Source organism: Paenibacillus tyrphae (genome assembly GCF_027925525.1).
Classification (GTDB): Bacteria; Bacillota; Bacilli; order Paenibacillales; family NBRC-103111; genus Paenibacillus_G; species Paenibacillus_G tyrfis_B.
The window spans coordinates 99,524-116,788 of record NZ_BSDJ01000020.1 but is presented as its reverse complement, the minus strand read 5'-3'; the positions used below and the strand labels follow the sequence as shown (position 1 = coordinate 116,788).

The 17,265-nt window shown below is 53.5% G+C and carries 14 protein-coding genes; 9 read left to right on the top strand and 5 right to left on the bottom strand.

All coding sequences use genetic code 11. The annotated features are described in order from the left end of the window. Together QMG93_RS22685 and QMG93_RS22680 are read left to right on the top strand one after the other, a co-directional pair. The coding region (locus QMG93_RS22685) for a DUF6531 domain-containing protein (protein ID WP_281940517.1) at positions 1-4,314 on the top strand (4,314 nt) is incomplete at its 5' end. A gap of 13 nt (positions 4,315-4,327) precedes the next feature. Then, positions 4,328-4,618 carry a hypothetical protein gene (locus QMG93_RS22680; protein WP_281940515.1) on the top strand — a complete coding sequence of 97 codons (291 nt, stop codon included), beginning with the start codon at positions 4,328-4,330 and terminating at the stop codon, positions 4,616-4,618. Positions 4,619-4,958: 340 nt separating this feature from the next. Here QMG93_RS22680 and QMG93_RS22675 read toward each other — a convergent pair whose 3' ends face one another. The 4 genes from QMG93_RS22675 to QMG93_RS22660 all read right to left on the bottom strand — a co-directional run bounded on the left by QMG93_RS22675 (position 4,959) and on the right by QMG93_RS22660 (position 9,173). Beyond that, positions 4,959-6,524, bottom strand: a complete 1,566-nt coding sequence (locus QMG93_RS22675; RefSeq protein ID WP_281940513.1) for a hypothetical protein — start codon at positions 6,522-6,524, stop codon at positions 4,959-4,961. Further along, the gene (locus QMG93_RS22670) at positions 6,518-7,081 is read right to left on the bottom strand and encodes an RNA polymerase sigma factor (protein ID WP_281940511.1); all 564 of its coding nucleotides are present in this window, start codon (positions 7,079-7,081) and stop codon (positions 6,518-6,520) included. Before QMG93_RS22670 ends, QMG93_RS22675 begins: the two co-directional genes overlap by 7 nt. Positions 7,082-7,170: 89 nt before the next feature. Next, a complete protein-coding gene (locus tag QMG93_RS22665; protein WP_281940509.1) occupies positions 7,171-8,037 on the bottom strand; it encodes a polysaccharide deacetylase family protein in 867 nt (288 codons plus the stop codon). 215 nt (positions 8,038-8,252) lie between these two features. Beyond that, positions 8,253-9,173 carry a polysaccharide deacetylase family protein gene (locus QMG93_RS22660; RefSeq protein ID WP_281940507.1) on the bottom strand — a complete coding sequence of 307 codons (921 nt, stop codon included), beginning with the start codon at positions 9,171-9,173 and terminating at the stop codon, positions 8,253-8,255. 146 nt (positions 9,174-9,319) lie between these two features. On the opposite strand from QMG93_RS22660, the gene QMG93_RS22655 reads away from it, so the two are divergent. The 5 genes from QMG93_RS22655 to QMG93_RS22635 all read left to right on the top strand — a co-directional run bounded on the left by QMG93_RS22655 (position 9,320) and on the right by QMG93_RS22635 (position 13,441). Further along, a complete protein-coding gene (locus QMG93_RS22655) occupies positions 9,320-10,228 on the top strand; it encodes a GNAT family N-acetyltransferase (protein ID WP_281940504.1) in 909 nt (302 codons plus the stop codon). Between the two features lie 56 nt (positions 10,229-10,284). After that, positions 10,285-11,388: a GIY-YIG nuclease family protein gene (locus QMG93_RS22650; RefSeq protein ID WP_281940502.1), complete on the top strand. Its 1,104-nt coding sequence runs from the start codon at positions 10,285-10,287 to the stop codon at positions 11,386-11,388. Between the two features lie 191 nt (positions 11,389-11,579). Beyond that, positions 11,580-12,008, top strand: coding sequence for an Rrf2 family transcriptional regulator (locus QMG93_RS22645; protein WP_281940500.1), 429 nt, complete (start codon positions 11,580-11,582; stop codon positions 12,006-12,008). A 91-nt stretch (positions 12,009-12,099) separates the two neighbouring features. After that, the gene (locus QMG93_RS22640; RefSeq protein ID WP_281940498.1) at positions 12,100-12,753 is read left to right on the top strand and encodes a DsbA family protein; all 654 of its coding nucleotides are present in this window, start codon (positions 12,100-12,102) and stop codon (positions 12,751-12,753) included. A gap of 55 nt (positions 12,754-12,808) precedes the next feature. Continuing rightward, complete coding sequence (locus QMG93_RS22635; RefSeq protein ID WP_281940496.1) at positions 12,809-13,441, top strand: NAD(P)-dependent oxidoreductase; 633 nt, start codon at positions 12,809-12,811, stop codon at positions 13,439-13,441. Positions 13,442-13,473: 32 nt separating this feature from the next. On the opposite strand, the gene QMG93_RS22630 is transcribed toward QMG93_RS22635, so the two are convergent. Beyond that, positions 13,474-14,517 carry a phosphotransferase gene (locus tag QMG93_RS22630; protein WP_281940494.1) on the bottom strand — a complete coding sequence of 348 codons (1,044 nt, stop codon included), beginning with the start codon at positions 14,515-14,517 and terminating at the stop codon, positions 13,474-13,476. 262 nt (positions 14,518-14,779) lie between these two features. Here QMG93_RS22630 and QMG93_RS22625 point away from each other — a divergent pair, with 262 nt between their 5' ends. Both QMG93_RS22625 and QMG93_RS22620 read left to right on the top strand, forming a co-directional pair. Beyond that, positions 14,780-15,244, top strand: a complete 465-nt coding sequence (locus QMG93_RS22625; RefSeq protein WP_281940492.1) for a MarR family winged helix-turn-helix transcriptional regulator — start codon at positions 14,780-14,782, stop codon at positions 15,242-15,244. Between the two features lie 9 nt (positions 15,245-15,253). Beyond that, positions 15,254-16,900 (top strand): MDR family MFS transporter, encoded by a 1,647-nt coding sequence (locus QMG93_RS22620; protein ID WP_281940490.1) that lies wholly within the window; start codon positions 15,254-15,256, stop codon positions 16,898-16,900. Positions 16,901-17,265: the final 365 nt, after the last annotated feature.

Genomic DNA, 17,265 nt, shown 5'->3' with positions numbered 1-17,265 from the left:
CTGTTCATCACCATCGGCGAAGAAGACGGGATCACGCTGCAGAGCGATAAAGACCTCGTGCTGATGGCGGAGCAGGAACTATCGTTTAGCGAGCTGAAAACGTTCCGGGCGGAGGCTCAGGAAGAGTTCTGGATCGCAGGCGGCAAAAGCAGCATGATGCTGACCGACATGACCGACGTGACGGGCCAGCAGGTCATGATGACGGGCAGCGAGCGGCAGTCGTTCGAGGCGCTGAGCAACCCGGAAGCGGAGCAGGCCAAGAGCGACAAGGAGAAGGACAGCTTCCTGGAGAAGCTGGGAACGGCGCTGGATGTGCTCAGCATGGTGCCGGGTCTTGGCATCATTGCGGGAGCGGCAAGCGCAGTCGTGAGCATTTGCCGCGGAGACTTCCTTGGCGCGGCCTTGTCCATCGGCTCGATGCTGCCGATCGGAGGCGCGGCGTTCGGCGCAGCGAAGCTGGCGGCCAAAGGCGTTGCCAAGGTCGCAGCCAAAGCGGCGGCCAAGGCAGGCAGCAAGATGGCCGGAAAGATCGGACGTGCCGCGGCTAAGAAGGCGGTTCAGTTCGGGAAGAACACGCTGAACAAGGTGATGACGGGAGCCCGGAAGCTGAAGCAGGAGGCCGAGGAGCTGCGGGAGCTGCTGCAGAAGAAGCTGCAGGATATGCAGCAGAAGCTGGCGGAGAAGGGCAAGGCGCTGCTCCAGAAAGCGCTGGAGAAATCCGGGGCGAAGAAGGCGCTTACGTGGATCAATCACAAGGTGCTAACCAAAATTCCAGGCACAAAGGGACTGAAGGACAGGCTCTGCAAATGGGGCTGCGAGCCGGTAGATTTGATCACGGGACGGATGATGAGTGCTACGACCGATTTCGAATTTCCGGGGCCACTACCGCTCCGTTGGGATCGGCGCTGGATCAGCGACAGCAGTCATCGGGGGTTACTTGGCCATGGCGTGCATCATACTCTGGATATGCGGCTGGAAGTATTGGACGACTGCATCGGTGTACTGCTTGCGGACGGTCGGGTGGCGGGGTTTGAACGTTTACATCGAGGCCTGATGGAAACGCGAAATCCGAAAGAGCGGATGGTTTTGCGCCGGAATGGAACCGGGTATGCGCTTTTCGAGGAAGAAAGCCGTCTAACGTATTATTTCGGGAAACGGATAGGGATGGAATCCCACTTCCGTCTGGAGCGTATCGGGCAGGAATGGGGACATTCCATAGCGCTGACTTACGATGGCCGCGGTTACTTGCAACAAGTAACTGATAGTGTGGGCCGGAGGCTAGATATCCAGACGGATGAATCCGGGCGCATGACGAAAGCGACTCATGTCTACCGTGGTGAACAACGCGAGGTGCTAGTGCAGTACCGGTACAACGAGGCAGGCGACCTTATTGCGGTAACGGATGCTTTGGGTAAGACAACTTATTTAAGTTACGATCAGCATTTATTGGTAAAAATGACAGACCGGAACGGGAACACCTTTCACTGGCATTATGACGGTCCGACTACGGGAGCGCGATGTATTCATACCTATGGGGACGACGGACTTCTGGAGGGGCGCATCGTGTATCACGACGGCTGGAATGAATTGACTAACAGTCAAGGGTATACGACAACGTACGTCTATACCCCGGAGTATTATTGTACTCGGATGGTCGATGCGCTAGGCGGTGTCGTTCACTACGAGTACAGCGAGTTAGGAGAGCTCTTAAGTGTAACGGATGAGGAAGACCGGGTCACGCGATATGAATACGACGAGTATGGACGTATCATCGAGGAAGTACATCCGGATGAGGGCGTATGGAAATTTGCCTACCGTGAAGACGGAAGGCTGGAGCAGGTGATGGACCCGGAAGGTGGTAACCAGGCATGGCAGTATGACGAACTTGGGCGGATGCAGGAGATTGTCGGGGCCGATGGGACAGCGACTTTCTTTGCCTATGACGAGCGTCATCGGATGAGTCAAGTGCGTAATCTGCAAGGCGCAGTAACGAAGCTTGATTATGACGAGCAGGATAACCTGATCCAGATCACGCTGCCCGACGGGACAAGCGGGAAGTGGACGTATAACCACCGTGGGGAATGTGTGCAGATGACAGACCCGCTGGGAGCGAAGCAAGTTTTCGTATACGATGTGCTGGGCCGGGTGGTCCGCGCAGAGTTGCCGGATGGTAATGTAATTAAGCTAAAGTATAACGCTTACGACGAAGTGATCCTCGCAGAAGATAACCAGCACCGTGTAGCGTTCGGGTATACCCCGCTTGGGAAGCTGACCTGGCGTGAAGAACGGGGTAAACGTGTCCAGTTGAGTTATAACAAGGAAGAAGAACTGACCGAAGTCATCAATGAGCGAGGCGAGCGGTATGTGCTGGAGCGCGATGCGAACGGAAGCATCATACGCGAAACGGGCTTTGACGGAATCGTGCGTCAATACGTGCGAAGCCCCGCAGGTCTGCTTCGGAAGGTAGAGCGGCCGGGCGGACGATGGACGGCCTACAGCCATGACGTTATGGGACGCGTAACGCAGGTGGAATACAGCGACGGTCTGGTGGAGACGTTTAGGTATAACCGTGTCGGGGATATACTGGAGACAGCCAATCCTTTTGCGACGGTGAAGCTGGAATATGACCGGGCCGGTCGCGTGATAAAGGAATGGCGGGATACGTACTGGGTGACCAGCCAATACGATGAATTGGGTAACCGTACAGAAGTAAGTAGCGGTCTTGGCGCTCACGTGACGATGGAGCGTGACGTTCTGGGACAAATAAGCCAGATGCAGGCGCAGCAACAGCGCGGAGGCGACGCGGCTCAGGCAGGCGGTGTGTCGTGGGCGGCGCAGGTGAAATACGATGAGCTTGGGCAGGAAATCGAGAGGTTGTTGCCCGGCGGCGTAATCAGTAGTTGGCAGTATGATATTGCAGGAAGACCTGAACGGCACAGTGTGAACGCAGGTGGACGTGAAACCCGCAAACGAAAGTATACGTGGGATGTCAATAACCGTCTAAAGTCCGTGCTCAATGAACTGACAGGGAAGAAAACGCAGTACGGATACGACGATTTTGGAACTTTGATCGGGGCTACGAACGATTTCGGCAAAATCTTCCGTATGGCCGACAATGTTGGTAACCTGTACAGCAGCGGTCAAAAAACGGACCGGACGTACGGCGCGGGCGGGCAACTGCTGGAGTTCAATGGGACGAAGTACAGCTACGATGAAGAGGGAAATCTCACGGAGAAAATAGATCCGAACGGCACGCATTGGCGTTATCAGTACTATGGCAACAATATGATGAGCAAAGTCATACGGCCGGACGGGCAGGAAGTTACGTTTACGTATGATAGTCTTGGTAGGCGGATTGGGAAGCATTTTAACGGCATGATACACTGTTATGTGTGGGATGGTAATACGATCCTGCATGAGTGGAAGGCGGAGAAGCCTCAATTTGAAAACGGAGCGGAATGGGACGACGGCGAGCAGCCGAAGGTAACGCAGCAGCCGGGACAAGTGCTTTGCCCTGAGGGCCTGATCACGTGGATATTCGAAGATGGAACGTTTCATCCTGCCGCGAAGATTACGCCGGAAGGGTCTTACAGCATCATAACCGACAATCTAGGCACGCCTATTGAGATGTATGACGATACGGGGAAAAAGGTATGGTCGTGTGAACTGGACATCTACGGGAAAGTTCCACGTCTTAAGCTTGAAGGTGAGAGCAGTGCTTGTCCTTTCCGGTATCCCGGACAGTACGAGGATGAAGAGACAGGGCTATACTACAATCGCTTCCGCTATTACGCGCCGCATGAAGGAATTTACACGCAGCAGGACCCAATTGGGTTAGCTGGTGGGTTGCGTTTGTATGGGTATGTCCATGATCCAAACGCTTGGGTAGACGTTTTTGGTCTAAAAGGTGATTTTTGTGAATTAGCAGATCAAGACATAAAGGATATGTTGCTTTCAAGAACTGGTCATGCTTATAGGGACCACATAGGCAAAACTTTTGAGGAAATAAAAGAAATTGCTAACGATAATTATAAAGCTTGTACTACATTTTTTGACGAAGCCACTGCTCTTAAAGCAATAAGGGAATCCTTATCTAATCCAAATAACGCACGTAAGATTAAAGATTGGTTTGATAAAGGAGCGTCGAGGAATTTGCAACTAGACCATTTCCATGGATATGATCTAGGATTTGGAATAAGGCCATCTTCAATAACTAAAGTAAAGGGAATAAAAGAGTCTACCATGTACTTGTTTAAAGATACAACACAAAAGCTTGGATTTAGAATTGACACTGCATTCCCAAAAATAAAGTAAAGGACAAAAAAGAATGAGTGAGAGCAAAAATTTAGATACCTATAAATGGTTCATTTCAGGTTATTTTAATATAAGTTACAGATGGAATGAACTTGAGATGGCAATTAATAATTTTATCGAGTATGAAGAGAAGAAGGAAGTAGAAAAATTATTAGCAGAAGTGAATTTTATAAAAGAATTGGGGGACTGGGAATATTTGAGAAAAGTAAATATAGAAACAGCAGAAATTTATTACGATGAAGACCGAAATAAAGAATTTATACGGATAATGATAAGCGTATTAACAGAAAAATTAAAAGTTTAAAAGTAAGTTTTTATGTACTTTAATTAAAATCATATTATGTTTTTGTGGCTTCTGGCGGGGGAGTAACCAGTGAGGTTAATACTATTTATTGCTCAGGCCAGCCCGGGCTCCGGAACGAACTATGAAGCTTTACACAGAATTTTTCGAGGGTAAGAATCCGTTTGATGTGATTTATACACTACCAGAGTAGCTTCAATAAAGTCTATCGGTTCCTATCCCCCAAAAAAACACCCCGTGCCTTGACCGCATCATGCCGGTGTGATTCCGTCATGAACGCGTTCAAAACACGGGGAAGCTTCAATAAAAGCGATGGTGCCGAGTATCGGCAAGGTTAAAACTGCTACTTTCTGATTTCAAACGTGATCTCTTTTTGCAGCGGGATCGGGTTGACGTTACGGAGCATCGTAATTTCGTAAGAGTCCTGCTCGGGTGTCATGATGCCTGCTTCAAAATAGTCGTCCTCCGGCCGCTCGGACCGCGGCACCCCGTCGATTAGCGCAACGCCGGGATGCGGTTCATACAATTCATACAATTCCGGGGTGTTCTGGATTTTCTCCTGATAAGCTTTGTTGAGGTCCTGAGGAATGCCGAACTGGATGCCCAAGCGGACGTCTTCCGGACGATCCTTCTTGATTTTGAGCCACAGGTAACCCTTTTTATAAGAGGTCCCGACGATCGTAAATTGTTTATCCTTAAAGCGTACCGTTTTCGGCAGCTTTTCGCCGGGCGAGAGCGTGAATGAGGCGCTCGGCGTTTTTTCGGTAAGCTCGAAGCCGTTCAGGTGCAAGGTTAGCCGCTTCACGGACGGGTCGAAATAGGGCGAAGACATGAACTCCATCTTGTTGCCGTCCCAATCGCCAGGCCGAGCAAGGCTATCATACATTTTCTGCGGACTATCCACATGTAACGGGTATTTGTTCCCCTTATCGTCGGTAAGATAAGGGTCGAATTTACGCTCATAATCGCCAGTCTGCCTAAACTCCAAATAGTGGTTTGCGCCCTGCTGGATCTTCACATCAAGTTGCGTATTCGTAGGCGTAATCTTGACCTGATCCAAGGCAAACGACGGAAGATCCGGGTCCCCGGCCACCTCAACCTGTTGATGAAGCGGAACAACTAGGTCTTCACGCCATTGCGACTTATCGAACGGCACGCTGATCTCGAACAAGAACTCCGCGTTCTGTTGTCCCGGTTGAACTTTGGATACGCTGAACCGCAGTTCCTTCGGGTTCTTATTCATAAAATCTTGGACTTGCTGCGGCGTCAGGGTGAAGCTGTGAGTTCCGGCATAAATAGGCTCCTTGGTTGAATCGTCGGACATAATGATGCCCCCGCTGCCTCCGCCTCTAATTTCTTTAAAGTCAACGATATGGAACAAATACTCCGTTGTGTTTCTCCAGTCCGCATCCCAACCGCCGTTATCCCGTTTGAACGCGTTTTTCTTAATCTCGTCGGATTTGACGAACGTTTTGTAGGAAAGCTTATCGCCGGTCAAATAAACATCGCTGATGCCGATGGTGACGTCGCCGAACTGCTTCACGACGGGCTCGGCGGGTTCATAACCATAGGAGCGCGCATTGCGGACGCCGTCATAGCTCCGTACTTCATCCAGCCAGCCTAACACGCCGGAAAAGCCCGGAAGGCCCTTTACCATATTGGCGAACGTCGGGGAAACCTGCGCGGCGCCGACCGAAGCGACTACGGCCAAGGCACAGGCCGCGGCAATGGTGAAGCGCGCCTTCCTTCTGCGCTGCCGGAGCGGCCTGCGGGCCGGGATGGCAGGCATCGATTTCGCTATGTCCGGAACGTCCTTGGCAAATTGAAGCAGCGATGCCGGGACAGGAAGCTCTTGAAGCGATTGGGTGAGCTCTTCTTTGACTTGTTTATCGCGTACCGATTTTAACATTCCATCACCTGCTTTGGTTTAGGTTGCATCATTTTTTCGTTCAATTTCAAGCGGGCGGCATGCAGCCGCGATTTGATCGTGCCCTTCTTTACGTCGAGCACATCGGCGATTTCGTCAAGTGACAGCTCCTGATAATAGTACAAAATGACGACCGTCCGGTGGTTGATGTCCAGCGACATCACCGATTCCAACAGCTCGTGGCCCGCTTCCTTGCGGATGAGCGAGTCGATCGGGGAGGCTTGCTCGTCCGGGACTTCAATCTCTTCCAGATCGCCGGTCCGGCTGGCCAATTTCGAACGCTGCCTGGCCAGATCGAGCGCGCGGCAGGCGGTCAAATGATTGAACCAGCTCTTGAAATTGCGAATATTTTTGCCGTTCATTATGGCTTGATACGCTTCGAGCAACGCATTCTGTACCGCATCCTCCGCCAGATGCGAGGAACGCAGTATCGCGACCGACGTGCTGTAGACGCGGCCTAACAACGGCTCGACCAGCTTGAAAAAAGCTTCTTTATCTCCGTTCCTGCACTGCTTCATATATAGCTTTTCCTGATCCATTTACGTCACCTTCCTGACTTCCTCTACCTTATAGGCGAACGAAACGGTGCTTCGGTTCATTGATTCCGCAAAAAAATTTTGATCCTTCTTTAATGATACTTGCTTATCGTCGCGATCAAGGCGTCGGCCGTCATGTACAGCTCGCCCGCATTGATCCGGTACACCAGCCGGTCCGCGGCGGTATTGATGCCTTCCTTAATCGTAAACAGCAGCCCAATGCCTGCTTCCTCCGCCGTTTGAAGCGTCTCTTCATTGTACGCCCCGTACGGAAAAGCAAGCAACTTCGAATGATTGCCAAGCTCGGCGCGGAGCCGCTCGTTCATAAACGTCAAGTCGCTGCGAATGCGCCTGTGGTATTCCTCGTCCGACTCGGTCCGATTACGCTGGGTCAGATAGGCGGGATGGGTCAAGGCCGGCTGCGGCTGGCCGCCGGGGGCGGTATGGAGCATGCGGTGCGAGTCGTAGGTATGGCTGTAAATGCCGTATCCCGCCCGGACCAGCTCCCGCATTTGGTCCCACGTCAGATGCGGCTCCGCATCGGGATGATATGTATCCGACAGCGCTCCGATCATAAAGTTGGATGCGGGAACGCCGTGCTTTTGCAGAAGCGGATACGCACGGGTATAGAACGATTCGTATCCGTCATCGAAGGTGAGGACGACGGCGTTGGCGGGGACGGGTTTTCCTTGCAGGGCGAAGCGGACGTAGTCTTCCATGCCGATGATCTGGTAGCCGTGGTCCTTCAAAGCTTTCAGATGAGCGTCGAATTGGATGGTTGAAACCGTTGAGGGTTGCGGAAATCCGGCCGCCTCCGGTTCTTGGACATCGTGGTAAAGCAGAACGATAACTTTATTTTGATAATGGACTTCGACCTCCGACTGCAGCGTCTGTCCGGTCAGCGTGACCCCGGTCAGCAAGAGCAGCAGAAAGGCGAGGCCCGGGATAAGCCTTCTCATGCGTGCCTCCTAAGCTTGAAGTGGTGTGCGCACATGATATAGGCGAACGAAGGCGGAGGGCGGTTCAAATGATTTGAATGAGAATCAAGGGGGCAGAGAGGGGGAACGTGTCATGACCACCGTTCAAACACGGGGAAACTTCAATAAAAGCGAATGTGCCGGCCGCCGGCAAGGTGAAGACTTTTACTGCCGGCTTCCGGACATCTTCCTTATTTTTAAAGATTGCTTTCATTCGTTCGGTGGTACTTTCTTATCGTTGCGATCAAGGCGTCCGCGGTTATATACGGCTCGCCTGCGTCGATCCGGTGCACCAGCCGGTCTGCGGCGGTATTAATGCCTTCGCGGGTGGTGAACAGCAGCTCGATGCCTGCTTCCTCCGCCGCTTGAAGCGTTTCTTTATTGTACGCCCCGTACGGAAAAGCGAGCAGCTTCGAACGGTCGCCAAGCTCGGTGCGGAGCCGCTCGTTCATCAAGGTCAAATCGCTGCGAATCCGCTTGCGGAACTCTTCGGCCGATTCTGGCCGTTTCGATTGTGCCAAATAGGCGGGATGTGTCAAGGCCGGCTGCTCCGGACCTTCCGGAGCTGTATCGACCATGCAGTGCGAATCGTAGGTATGGCTGTAAATGCCATGCCCGGCCAGAATCAGCTCGCGCATCTGGTTCCATGTCAAATACTGTCCCTTTTTGGGATCTCTCGTATCCGTCGGCGCTCCGATCACGAAATTGGATGCGGGAACGCCGTGCTTTTGCAGAATTGGATAGGCGCGGGTATAAAACGATTCGTATCCGTCATCAAATGTGAGGACGACGGCATTTGGAGGAACCGGTTTCCCTTGCCGGGCGAAGCGGACGTATTCCTCCATGCTGATGACCTGATAGCTGTGGTCTTTCAGAGCCTTCAGATGAGCTTCGAACTGGTGTGGCGTGACCGTCAAGAGGCGGGGCATGCCAGCCGCATCCGGTTCTTGGACGTCATGATACAGCAGAACGATCACTTTATTTTCATAATGGATTTCGGCTTCCGGTTGCCGCGACTGCCCGACCATTTTGATGTCGGATACCTTGGTTACGATCAGCAAAAGCAGAAGGGAAAGGACACCCAAGAGGATAGCGATACTTAAAATAAACCTTTTCATGTGTAGTCTCCTATGCGTTGATGTGTTGTGCGCACATGGAATAGACGCGGGGAATGGCTTTGCTGTTCCCTTGAGGGGAAAGGAAATTCCAGCATCTTGCAATTCCGGAATCTGTATGAGAATCTAGGAATAGGGAGGGGAACGTCATGTTCCGCCTAATTTCATACGTAATGGGGGAATCGGCAATGGAGCTTACGGTGAAGCGGCTGTCCGAATGTACGTTGAATCAAGCTATAGAGGTTTGGAACAAAGGGTTCGAGGATTACTATGTTCAGATCGTCATGACGGTCGATGCGTTCTTGGCGCGAATGGTGGCTGAAAGCTTGTCGGCGGACTATTCCTTTGTCGCGTTTGACGGGGACGAGCCGGTAGGAATCATTCTGAACGGCATCCGTACGATGAACGGCGTCAAAACGGCCTGGAACGGAGGAACAGCCGTCGCTGTGTCGCACCGCAGGCATGGCGTCGCCAGGCAGCTGCTGGAAGCGTCCATCCGGCTGTACCGGGAGGAAGACGTATCGCTGGCGACGCTCGAAGCGTTCAAACAGAACGAAAAGGCGATTGCCTTATACCGGAAAATGGGCTACGAGGTAACCGATCAATTGGTGCTGCTGGAATCGGCGGAGGCTTGGCAGCCGGGAGAGCTTCCGCACGGGGATTATACGGTCCGCTGGACCGGGCCGCATGAGGCGGCGCGGCTTCCTTTCTACAACGCCAACTCGGCTTGGCAGACGGGCTGGCAGAGCTTGAAGGACGGGCATACGGTTATTGCATCCGACTCGGAAGGCCGCCCCGTCGGCTATGCGCTGGTCAAGCGGGCATACGATGCATCCGGCGAGCATGTCTCGACGCTCTTGTACCAATGTGTAACGAGCCCGGACGTCACGGATGCGGGCGGAATCGTCCGGCTCTTGTGCTCGGAAGTGTTTGCCGGAGCCGATGCGCTGCGGAAGCGTGCGTTTAACTTGTCGAAGACGTCTGTCTGCGCGGAGGTTTTGACGGCGGGAGGGTTTACGGTCGCTGTGGAGCAGGTTAAAATGGACAAAAGCCTCTAAAGGAACTGTGCGGGGGGAGCCTTGCGCGGAACTGCAAGAAAAAGGGGAAGTTTGCGATGCCATTTCAATTCGAAGCGGGCGAATATCCGGAACGCCCGGGCTGCTACATCATGAAAAATGCCGAAGGCCGTATCCTTTACGTCGGCAAAGCCAAAAATTTGCGCAGCCGTTTGCGCTCGTATTTCCAAAATCGGGATCAGCGCAGAGGCATTCGTCAAATGGTGCAGGACATCGCGTCCATTGAAGTGGTGCTGGTCAACAACGAGTCGGAAAGTCTGCTGCTGGAGAACAATTTGATCAAAATCCATAAGCCCCCATACAACCGGGCGCTCAAGCGGGATAACAGCGGGTATGCTTACTTGCAGATGACGGACGAGCGGTTTCCGCGGCTGACCGAATATTACCGCGACCGCAGGCTGCGGACCGCAAGTGGTGAAGGCCGGGCTGCTGCCCTGGGCAAGGAACACCGCTTCGGCCCTTACCGGAGCGCCCGCTTCCGCGATGCCGTGCTCGAATTTGTCACGGAGCATTATAAGCTGAGGACGTGCGACAAGATGCCGAAGCGCGTCTGTCTGCTCTATCACCTTGGCAAGTGCAGCGGCGTATGCGAGGGGAAAATCACGGAGGAGGCTTACCGGGAGACGGCGCAACAGGCGGCCGGTCTGCTTTTGAACCAAGGGGAGAACCTGATCGCCGCGATGCGCGTCAAGATGAGCGAGTATGCCGAACGTCTGGAATTCGAGAAAGCGGGCAGCATGCTTCGCCATCTGCGCATTTTGGAGGAAATGCCGGAGAAGCAGATCGTCGACCGGGAAGGCTCGATCCATCAGGATGTGCTGTATTTCGGCGAGGAGCAGGTGCTGATTGCCAAGGTGCAGGAGGGCATGCTTCGGGATTTTCAGATGCACGAACTGGAGCGCGCTTACGGCGAGATCGCCTGCGACCGTTTTCTGGTCAGCCGTTACGGGGAAACCGAGGGACCGGACGAGCTCATCGTCAACAAAGTGAGCGATCCCGGTTCGGTTCGTGCCGTATTGCGGCGAACGGGAGGCCGGGCGATCAAGATTACGACACCCAAGCGCGGTTTGAAATACGATTTGCTGCAATTGTGCAAGGACAACTATGAATACCGGATCGGACGCGACGGGAAGAAGCCGTGAACGGACGGTGAGGCCTAATAACATAAGCACGGACCAAGGACAAACGGTCGGTGCTTTGTTTGTTTTCGCTCCCATGCGCGGATTGTTGGGAGAGGACCTACTCTTCATTTTCTTTTACGGGTTGACAAAAGGAATGATTGTAACTACAATGGTTACAGGTGGTGGAATTAACGGAGAGGAGAGGATATGAATTGTCGATCAGCAGTCGTTTTGCCGTAGCGATTCACATCTTGGCTCTCCTCGATATTAATAAAGAAGGCCGCAATACGTCGGAATTTATCGCGGGCAGCGTCAACACGAATCCGGTGGTGATCCGGCGTGTGATCGGTCTGCTGGGCAAGGCCGGGCTGGTGCATACGAGTCCCGGCGTCGGCGGCGCATCGCTGACCCGTCCGCCCCAGGAGATTGACCTTTTGGAAGTGTACCGCGCCGTACAGAACGATCCCCCGGGGGAGCTGTTCGCGGCGCACGATAAGCCGAATCCGAAATGCCCTGTCGGGCAAAATATTCAAGGCACGCTGGACACCGTCTTCAAACGGGCGGAGTCGGCCATGGAGAACGAGTTGGCGAAAGTTACGCTGGACCAGATTGTATTCGATTTGGTGCGGGGTGACCGGTAACCCTTTTTTTTGCCGTAACCTGTAACTATTTTGGTTACATGTGAATGGGAAGAAGAAACTCGGACGACTTTATTAAGGAGGTGAATTGAAAATGACCGTCAAAATTCAAGTGTATTCGGACTACGTTTGCCCCTTCTGTTTTCTGGCAGAAGGACCGCTGGAGCAGGCCGTGCAGGGCAAGGACGTCGAGGTGGAATGGATGCCCTTCGAGCTGCGCCCAAGCCCGACCGAGCCGCTGGACCCATGGAACGATCCGCCGAAATTGAGGATGTTCCAGCAATCCATCGCTCCTTATGCGCAGCAGATGGGGATCGATATGAAGCTGCCGCGGGTTTCCCCGCATCCTTACACGCACCTTGCGTTCGAAGGGTATCAATACGCCAAGGAGCATGGCAAAGGAAACGAGTACAACCACCGGTTGTTCCGGGCCTTCTTCCAGGAGGAGCAAAATATCGGGGACCCGGACGTGCTGGCGAAGCTGGCTGGCGAGATCGGACTGGATGCCGCCGAGTACCGGGAAGCGCTGGAAACGCGGAAATACAAGGAAGCTCATCAGCAAGCGCTGAACCATGCTTACCGGGAAGCGGGCATTACGGCCGTCCCTACGTTTTTTATCGGCAACAAGGTGCTGAGAGGTGTAGCGAACCGGGAGACGCTGGAGCAGGTGATCGCCGAGGAGCTGGCCGGCCAAGCCGGCAAGGCCGCCGAAGGGCTGTCCTGCACCGTGGATGGAGAATGCGATTAACCTCGATAACATTTAATCACCATAACATTTTATAAGACGAAAGGATGGATTGACGATGAAAATTGCATTGGTTGGAGCAACGGGAACGATCGGACAGCGGATATTGGAGGAAGCCTTGAGCCGGGGGCATCAAGTGACGGCCATCGTGCGCGATCCGTCTCGTGTGACGAAGCAGAACGAGAACTTGAACGTTGTAACGGGAGACGTTTCGAACGCGGATAGTGTCGCCGCGGCGGCAGCCGGTCACGACATCGTGATTAGCGCTTATGGTCCAACGCACGGCCAAGAGGAGAAGCTGGCTCAGGCTGCCCAAGCGTTGGTCGATGCGGCGAAAAAGGCCGGCGTTAGCCGTCTGATGACCGTCGGAGGCGCGGGAAGTCTGGAAGTGGCTCCGGGCGTGCAACTGGTCGATACGCCTGAATTCCCTGCGGAATGGAAGGGAATTGCATTGGCGCATCGAGATGCGCTGGAGGTATACCGTCGTTCTGATCTCGATTGGACGAACCTGAGCCCGGCCGCATTGATTCAACCGGGAGAGAGAACGGGCCAATACCGTACGGAAGAAGACCGGCTCGTCACGGATGCCGAGGGGAACAGCCGCATCTCGGCCGAAGACTACGCCGTTGCTATGCTGGATGAGGCGGAGCGTCCGCGCTTCTCCCGCAAACGGTTTACCGTCGGCTATTAATCCGATTCAAACTAAAGGCGAACCGCAGCGACTCACATCGCAGGCGGTTCGCCTTCTTTGTTTATCCCCGTCCCTTCAGGGGACGCTGCCCCGGCCCAACCCTCCATCCAGACGACAGCGTTCAAACGCCGGCCCCACGTTCTTGTCACCAAGCGGCTCACGTTTCGACTGCGGCCAAGCGCTATGCCCTTTGCGGATGACCAAGCCTCGCGCGGCAGCCGGAACAAGGCGCTAATGAGCAGACGTTCTTCCGGCCGCAGCGGTTTGAATTGTTCGTATCCGCGCAGCAGCGCTTCCATAAGCAGCGGCTCGAAAAGCGTAGTATTCAGCAGCGTTCTTGCGACTTCCTGATAAATCGAGCCCATCCTGACCCGGTCCCAGTCAATCAGGAACAGCCTGTCGGGCCGGATAATGACGTTCGGAAAAGTAACATCGCCGTGAATGAGAGCGGGATGCTCATGTTCCATCAAGAGCAGTCGCTGTATTTCCGGTGTCTCCATGATCCTCCAGGCTTCGTCCGCCAAGGCGATGCACTCGGCCCCATGCTTTCTAAACCATAGGCCTCGACGTTTAAACCGCACGAGCTGCCGCCGAAACAAGGCATCCTGCCGCTTCAGGACAGCGGCTTCCTGTAACGTAAAGCAAGACATCGGCAAACGGGAGTTTGGGGTGACATTATGAAGCCTGGCCAATGCTTTTCCGAGGGTATCATAGTCTTGTACGTCGTTTTGAAGCTCCCAGCCTTTAATCCATTCCGTAAAATAATATGGTTTGCCTCGATAGCTGGTCCAGTAACGGCCGGATGACGTTGTCAACCACTTCGGCAGGTGAGGGTAAGCGGCTTCCTGCAACGTGCGGATGTGAGAGGAAATGCGCTCAATTTGCTGCTTGGGGGTGCGCTGGCGCAGAATACGGCTAGGGCAAAACGGCTTCAACAGGAAGTCGCCCCGATCGGTGGTTGCACGGTAAGCGGCATTGCGTTTGTAAAGCGAATGGTACGGGATGATTCGCTTGATTTGCAGTCCGTAACGGCGGGCAAGGAGCCGATATCTGGTTTTGAAGGTTCGTTGAGCCACACGCGTTCCTCCCATTCGTGAGGGTATCGGTTTGGATTCTATCTCCAGTGTATTCGGCTGCCTGTACCGCGCAATGGATAAACGTATAAATTCGGAGGAAAGCGTCAAGTTTGAGCGGGCATCGGAGCAGTTGTCGAGGCAAAAATATTTCACAAACGATTGCCTTTAGTGTATAATGAGTAAATACTTTAATTGTTTATTAGTAAATTATTTTGTGTTTTAATGGTTTTACTTTGAAAACACCTTCCTTGGGAGGCACCTTTTGCACACGAAAGGAGTGATTTTCATGAACGAGGAGCATCAATTAAAAACCGAACTGGCCCGCACGTTCCGGAAGGTCGTCAAAGAAATGTCGTTCCTCTGGAGCAGGCATATCGACAAGTCGCTTTCGATGGCTCAGTTTATGGTGCTCCGGCAGCTGCGCGGAGGGCCGCAGAAGGTATCCGACTTGGCCGAGGCGCTGGAGCTGACATCTGGGGCGATTACCGCCAAGGCCGATAAATTGGTAGAGAAGGGGTATGCTAAGCGGTATCGGGGAGAAGACGACCGGCGGGTCGTGTATCTGGAAATGACGGAAAGGGGCTTGAGCGAGCTAAGGCAGCTTGGAGAGCAGCAGACAGAGCTGGTTGAATCGTTGTTCGCCGGTTTGTCGGAGGAGGAGATCCGGGAGCATCTCCGATTCTTTAACCGGATGCTGAACAACATGGAACATTTGGGAGAGGAGTAAGAAGGTAACGTGGAACATTTATCGTATAAACGCAAGATCACGATTATGATCGCCATTATTGCGGCGATGTTCTTTTCGGCCATTAACCAGACGATCGTCGGAACGGCTCTGCCGCGGATTATCGCCAAGCTCGGCGGAATGGACTACTATACATGGGTCATCACGATTTATTTGCTTACCTCAACGATCGCAACGGTGCTGGTCGGCAAGCTGTCCGACATTTACGGACGGAAGCCGTTTATTTTAACGGGGATCGTCTTATTTATGATCGGCGCGTTCATGGCGGGGACGTCCGGGGATATTTTTCAGCTGATTACGTACCGGGGCGTTCAGGGGGTGGGCGCCGGGATTATTATGGCCACGGCCTTTACGGCTGTCGGCGACTTGTTCGCTCCCCGCGAGCGGGGGAAATGGTCCGGGATCATGATGTCGGTGTTCGGATTCGCGAGCGTCGTCGGTCCTGCGCTTGGAGGATATATCGTCGACCATATGGAGTGGCACTGGGTATTTTGGATTTTTCTTCCTCTTGGCATTGTCGCTTTCATTATGATTCTGACGATGTTCCCGAAGGTGGAGCGCAAGCCGTCGGAATCGATCGATTATTTCGGCTCGCTGTTCCTCACGTTGACGATCGTGCCGATGCTGCTCGCGTTCTCGTGGGCCGGCACGAAATATGCTTGGGGATCATCGCAAATTGTCGGTTTGTTCGCTTGTACATTGGTGGCGTTGGTTATTTTCATTTGGGTGGAGAGCCGGGTGAAAAGTCCGGTGCTGCCGCTCTCGCTGTTCAAAAACGGAATTGTGACGATCTCGAACGTCATCGGGTTTATTATGAACGCCGGGATGATGGGAGCGCTCATGTATACGCCGTTCTTCGTCCAGGGCGTGATGGGGATCTCGCCGACCTATTCCGGTTATGTGACGATGCCGATGTCCATCGGGATGGTCGCCACTAGTGCGATCAGTGGGCAGTTGATCACGAAGACGGGCAAATACAAGCGGATCGCGATTATCGGCATTATCATAATGGTCATCGGGATGATGATCATGCATTACATGAATACGATCTCGGTGACGGTGCTCAGCATGATCGTGTTCGGCTTCGGCCTCGGGCTGGGGATGCCGGTCTTTTCCTTGACCGTTCAGAACGCCGTATCGCCGAAAGATCTTGGCGTCGCCACGGCTTCCTCGCAGCTGTTCCGTAACTTGGGCGGCACGATCGGCATTGCCGTCATGGGGACGATTATGTCGACGGGCATGACGAACAAGCTGCAGGAAATCCTGGCCAGCGGACGGGGCGTCGACTTGAGCAAACTCGATCCGAAGGTGGCCGAGAAGCTCGCCGCGTTCCATAATCCGCAGATGCTGCTCGATCAGCCGAAGCTGGCGCAGATTCAGGCAACCCTGCCGCCGGAGCTGCAGACGGTGTTCGGCCGGATGATCGATTCGCTCCGCGAGGCGCTCAGTTATTCGCTGGCCAATGTGTTTTTGGCGGGGGCTGCGCTGCTGGTGGTCGCGCTTGTGCTGACGTTCTTCTTGAAGGAAATTCCGCTGCGCACCGGAAGCGGCGGCCAAGGACCGAAGCCGCAGGAAGCGGCGGAAACGGACCGCGAACCGTCGCCCCGCCTCCGCGGGAAGCAGCCGGCGAATGGGTAACATGATAAGTGGGCTTGGATCACGAGGTTGGTCCGAGCTCGTTTTTTTAGTTCAATCAAGCAGACATAAACAATTTCTATCGAATTATCGCGGGACGGAGGAAGCTTCATACGCACCGGAGTTGAAAGCGAATACAGTCGATGTGATGTAGAAAGGAATGGGCTTGAGCCGTGGAAGCGGGTCGAGCCTTTTTTTGTCTGAAGAATGAAACGGTTTCAATTGTTGTGATAAAATGGAATGAAGACAGGGGGCTTAATGATGAAAAAACTTTCTGTTGTATTGCTGCTTTTCGGAACCATTGTTATGTTTATTGGAATACTGCCCTTTATATTTACTTATCCTTACTGTCATGGTTGTGTCAATTC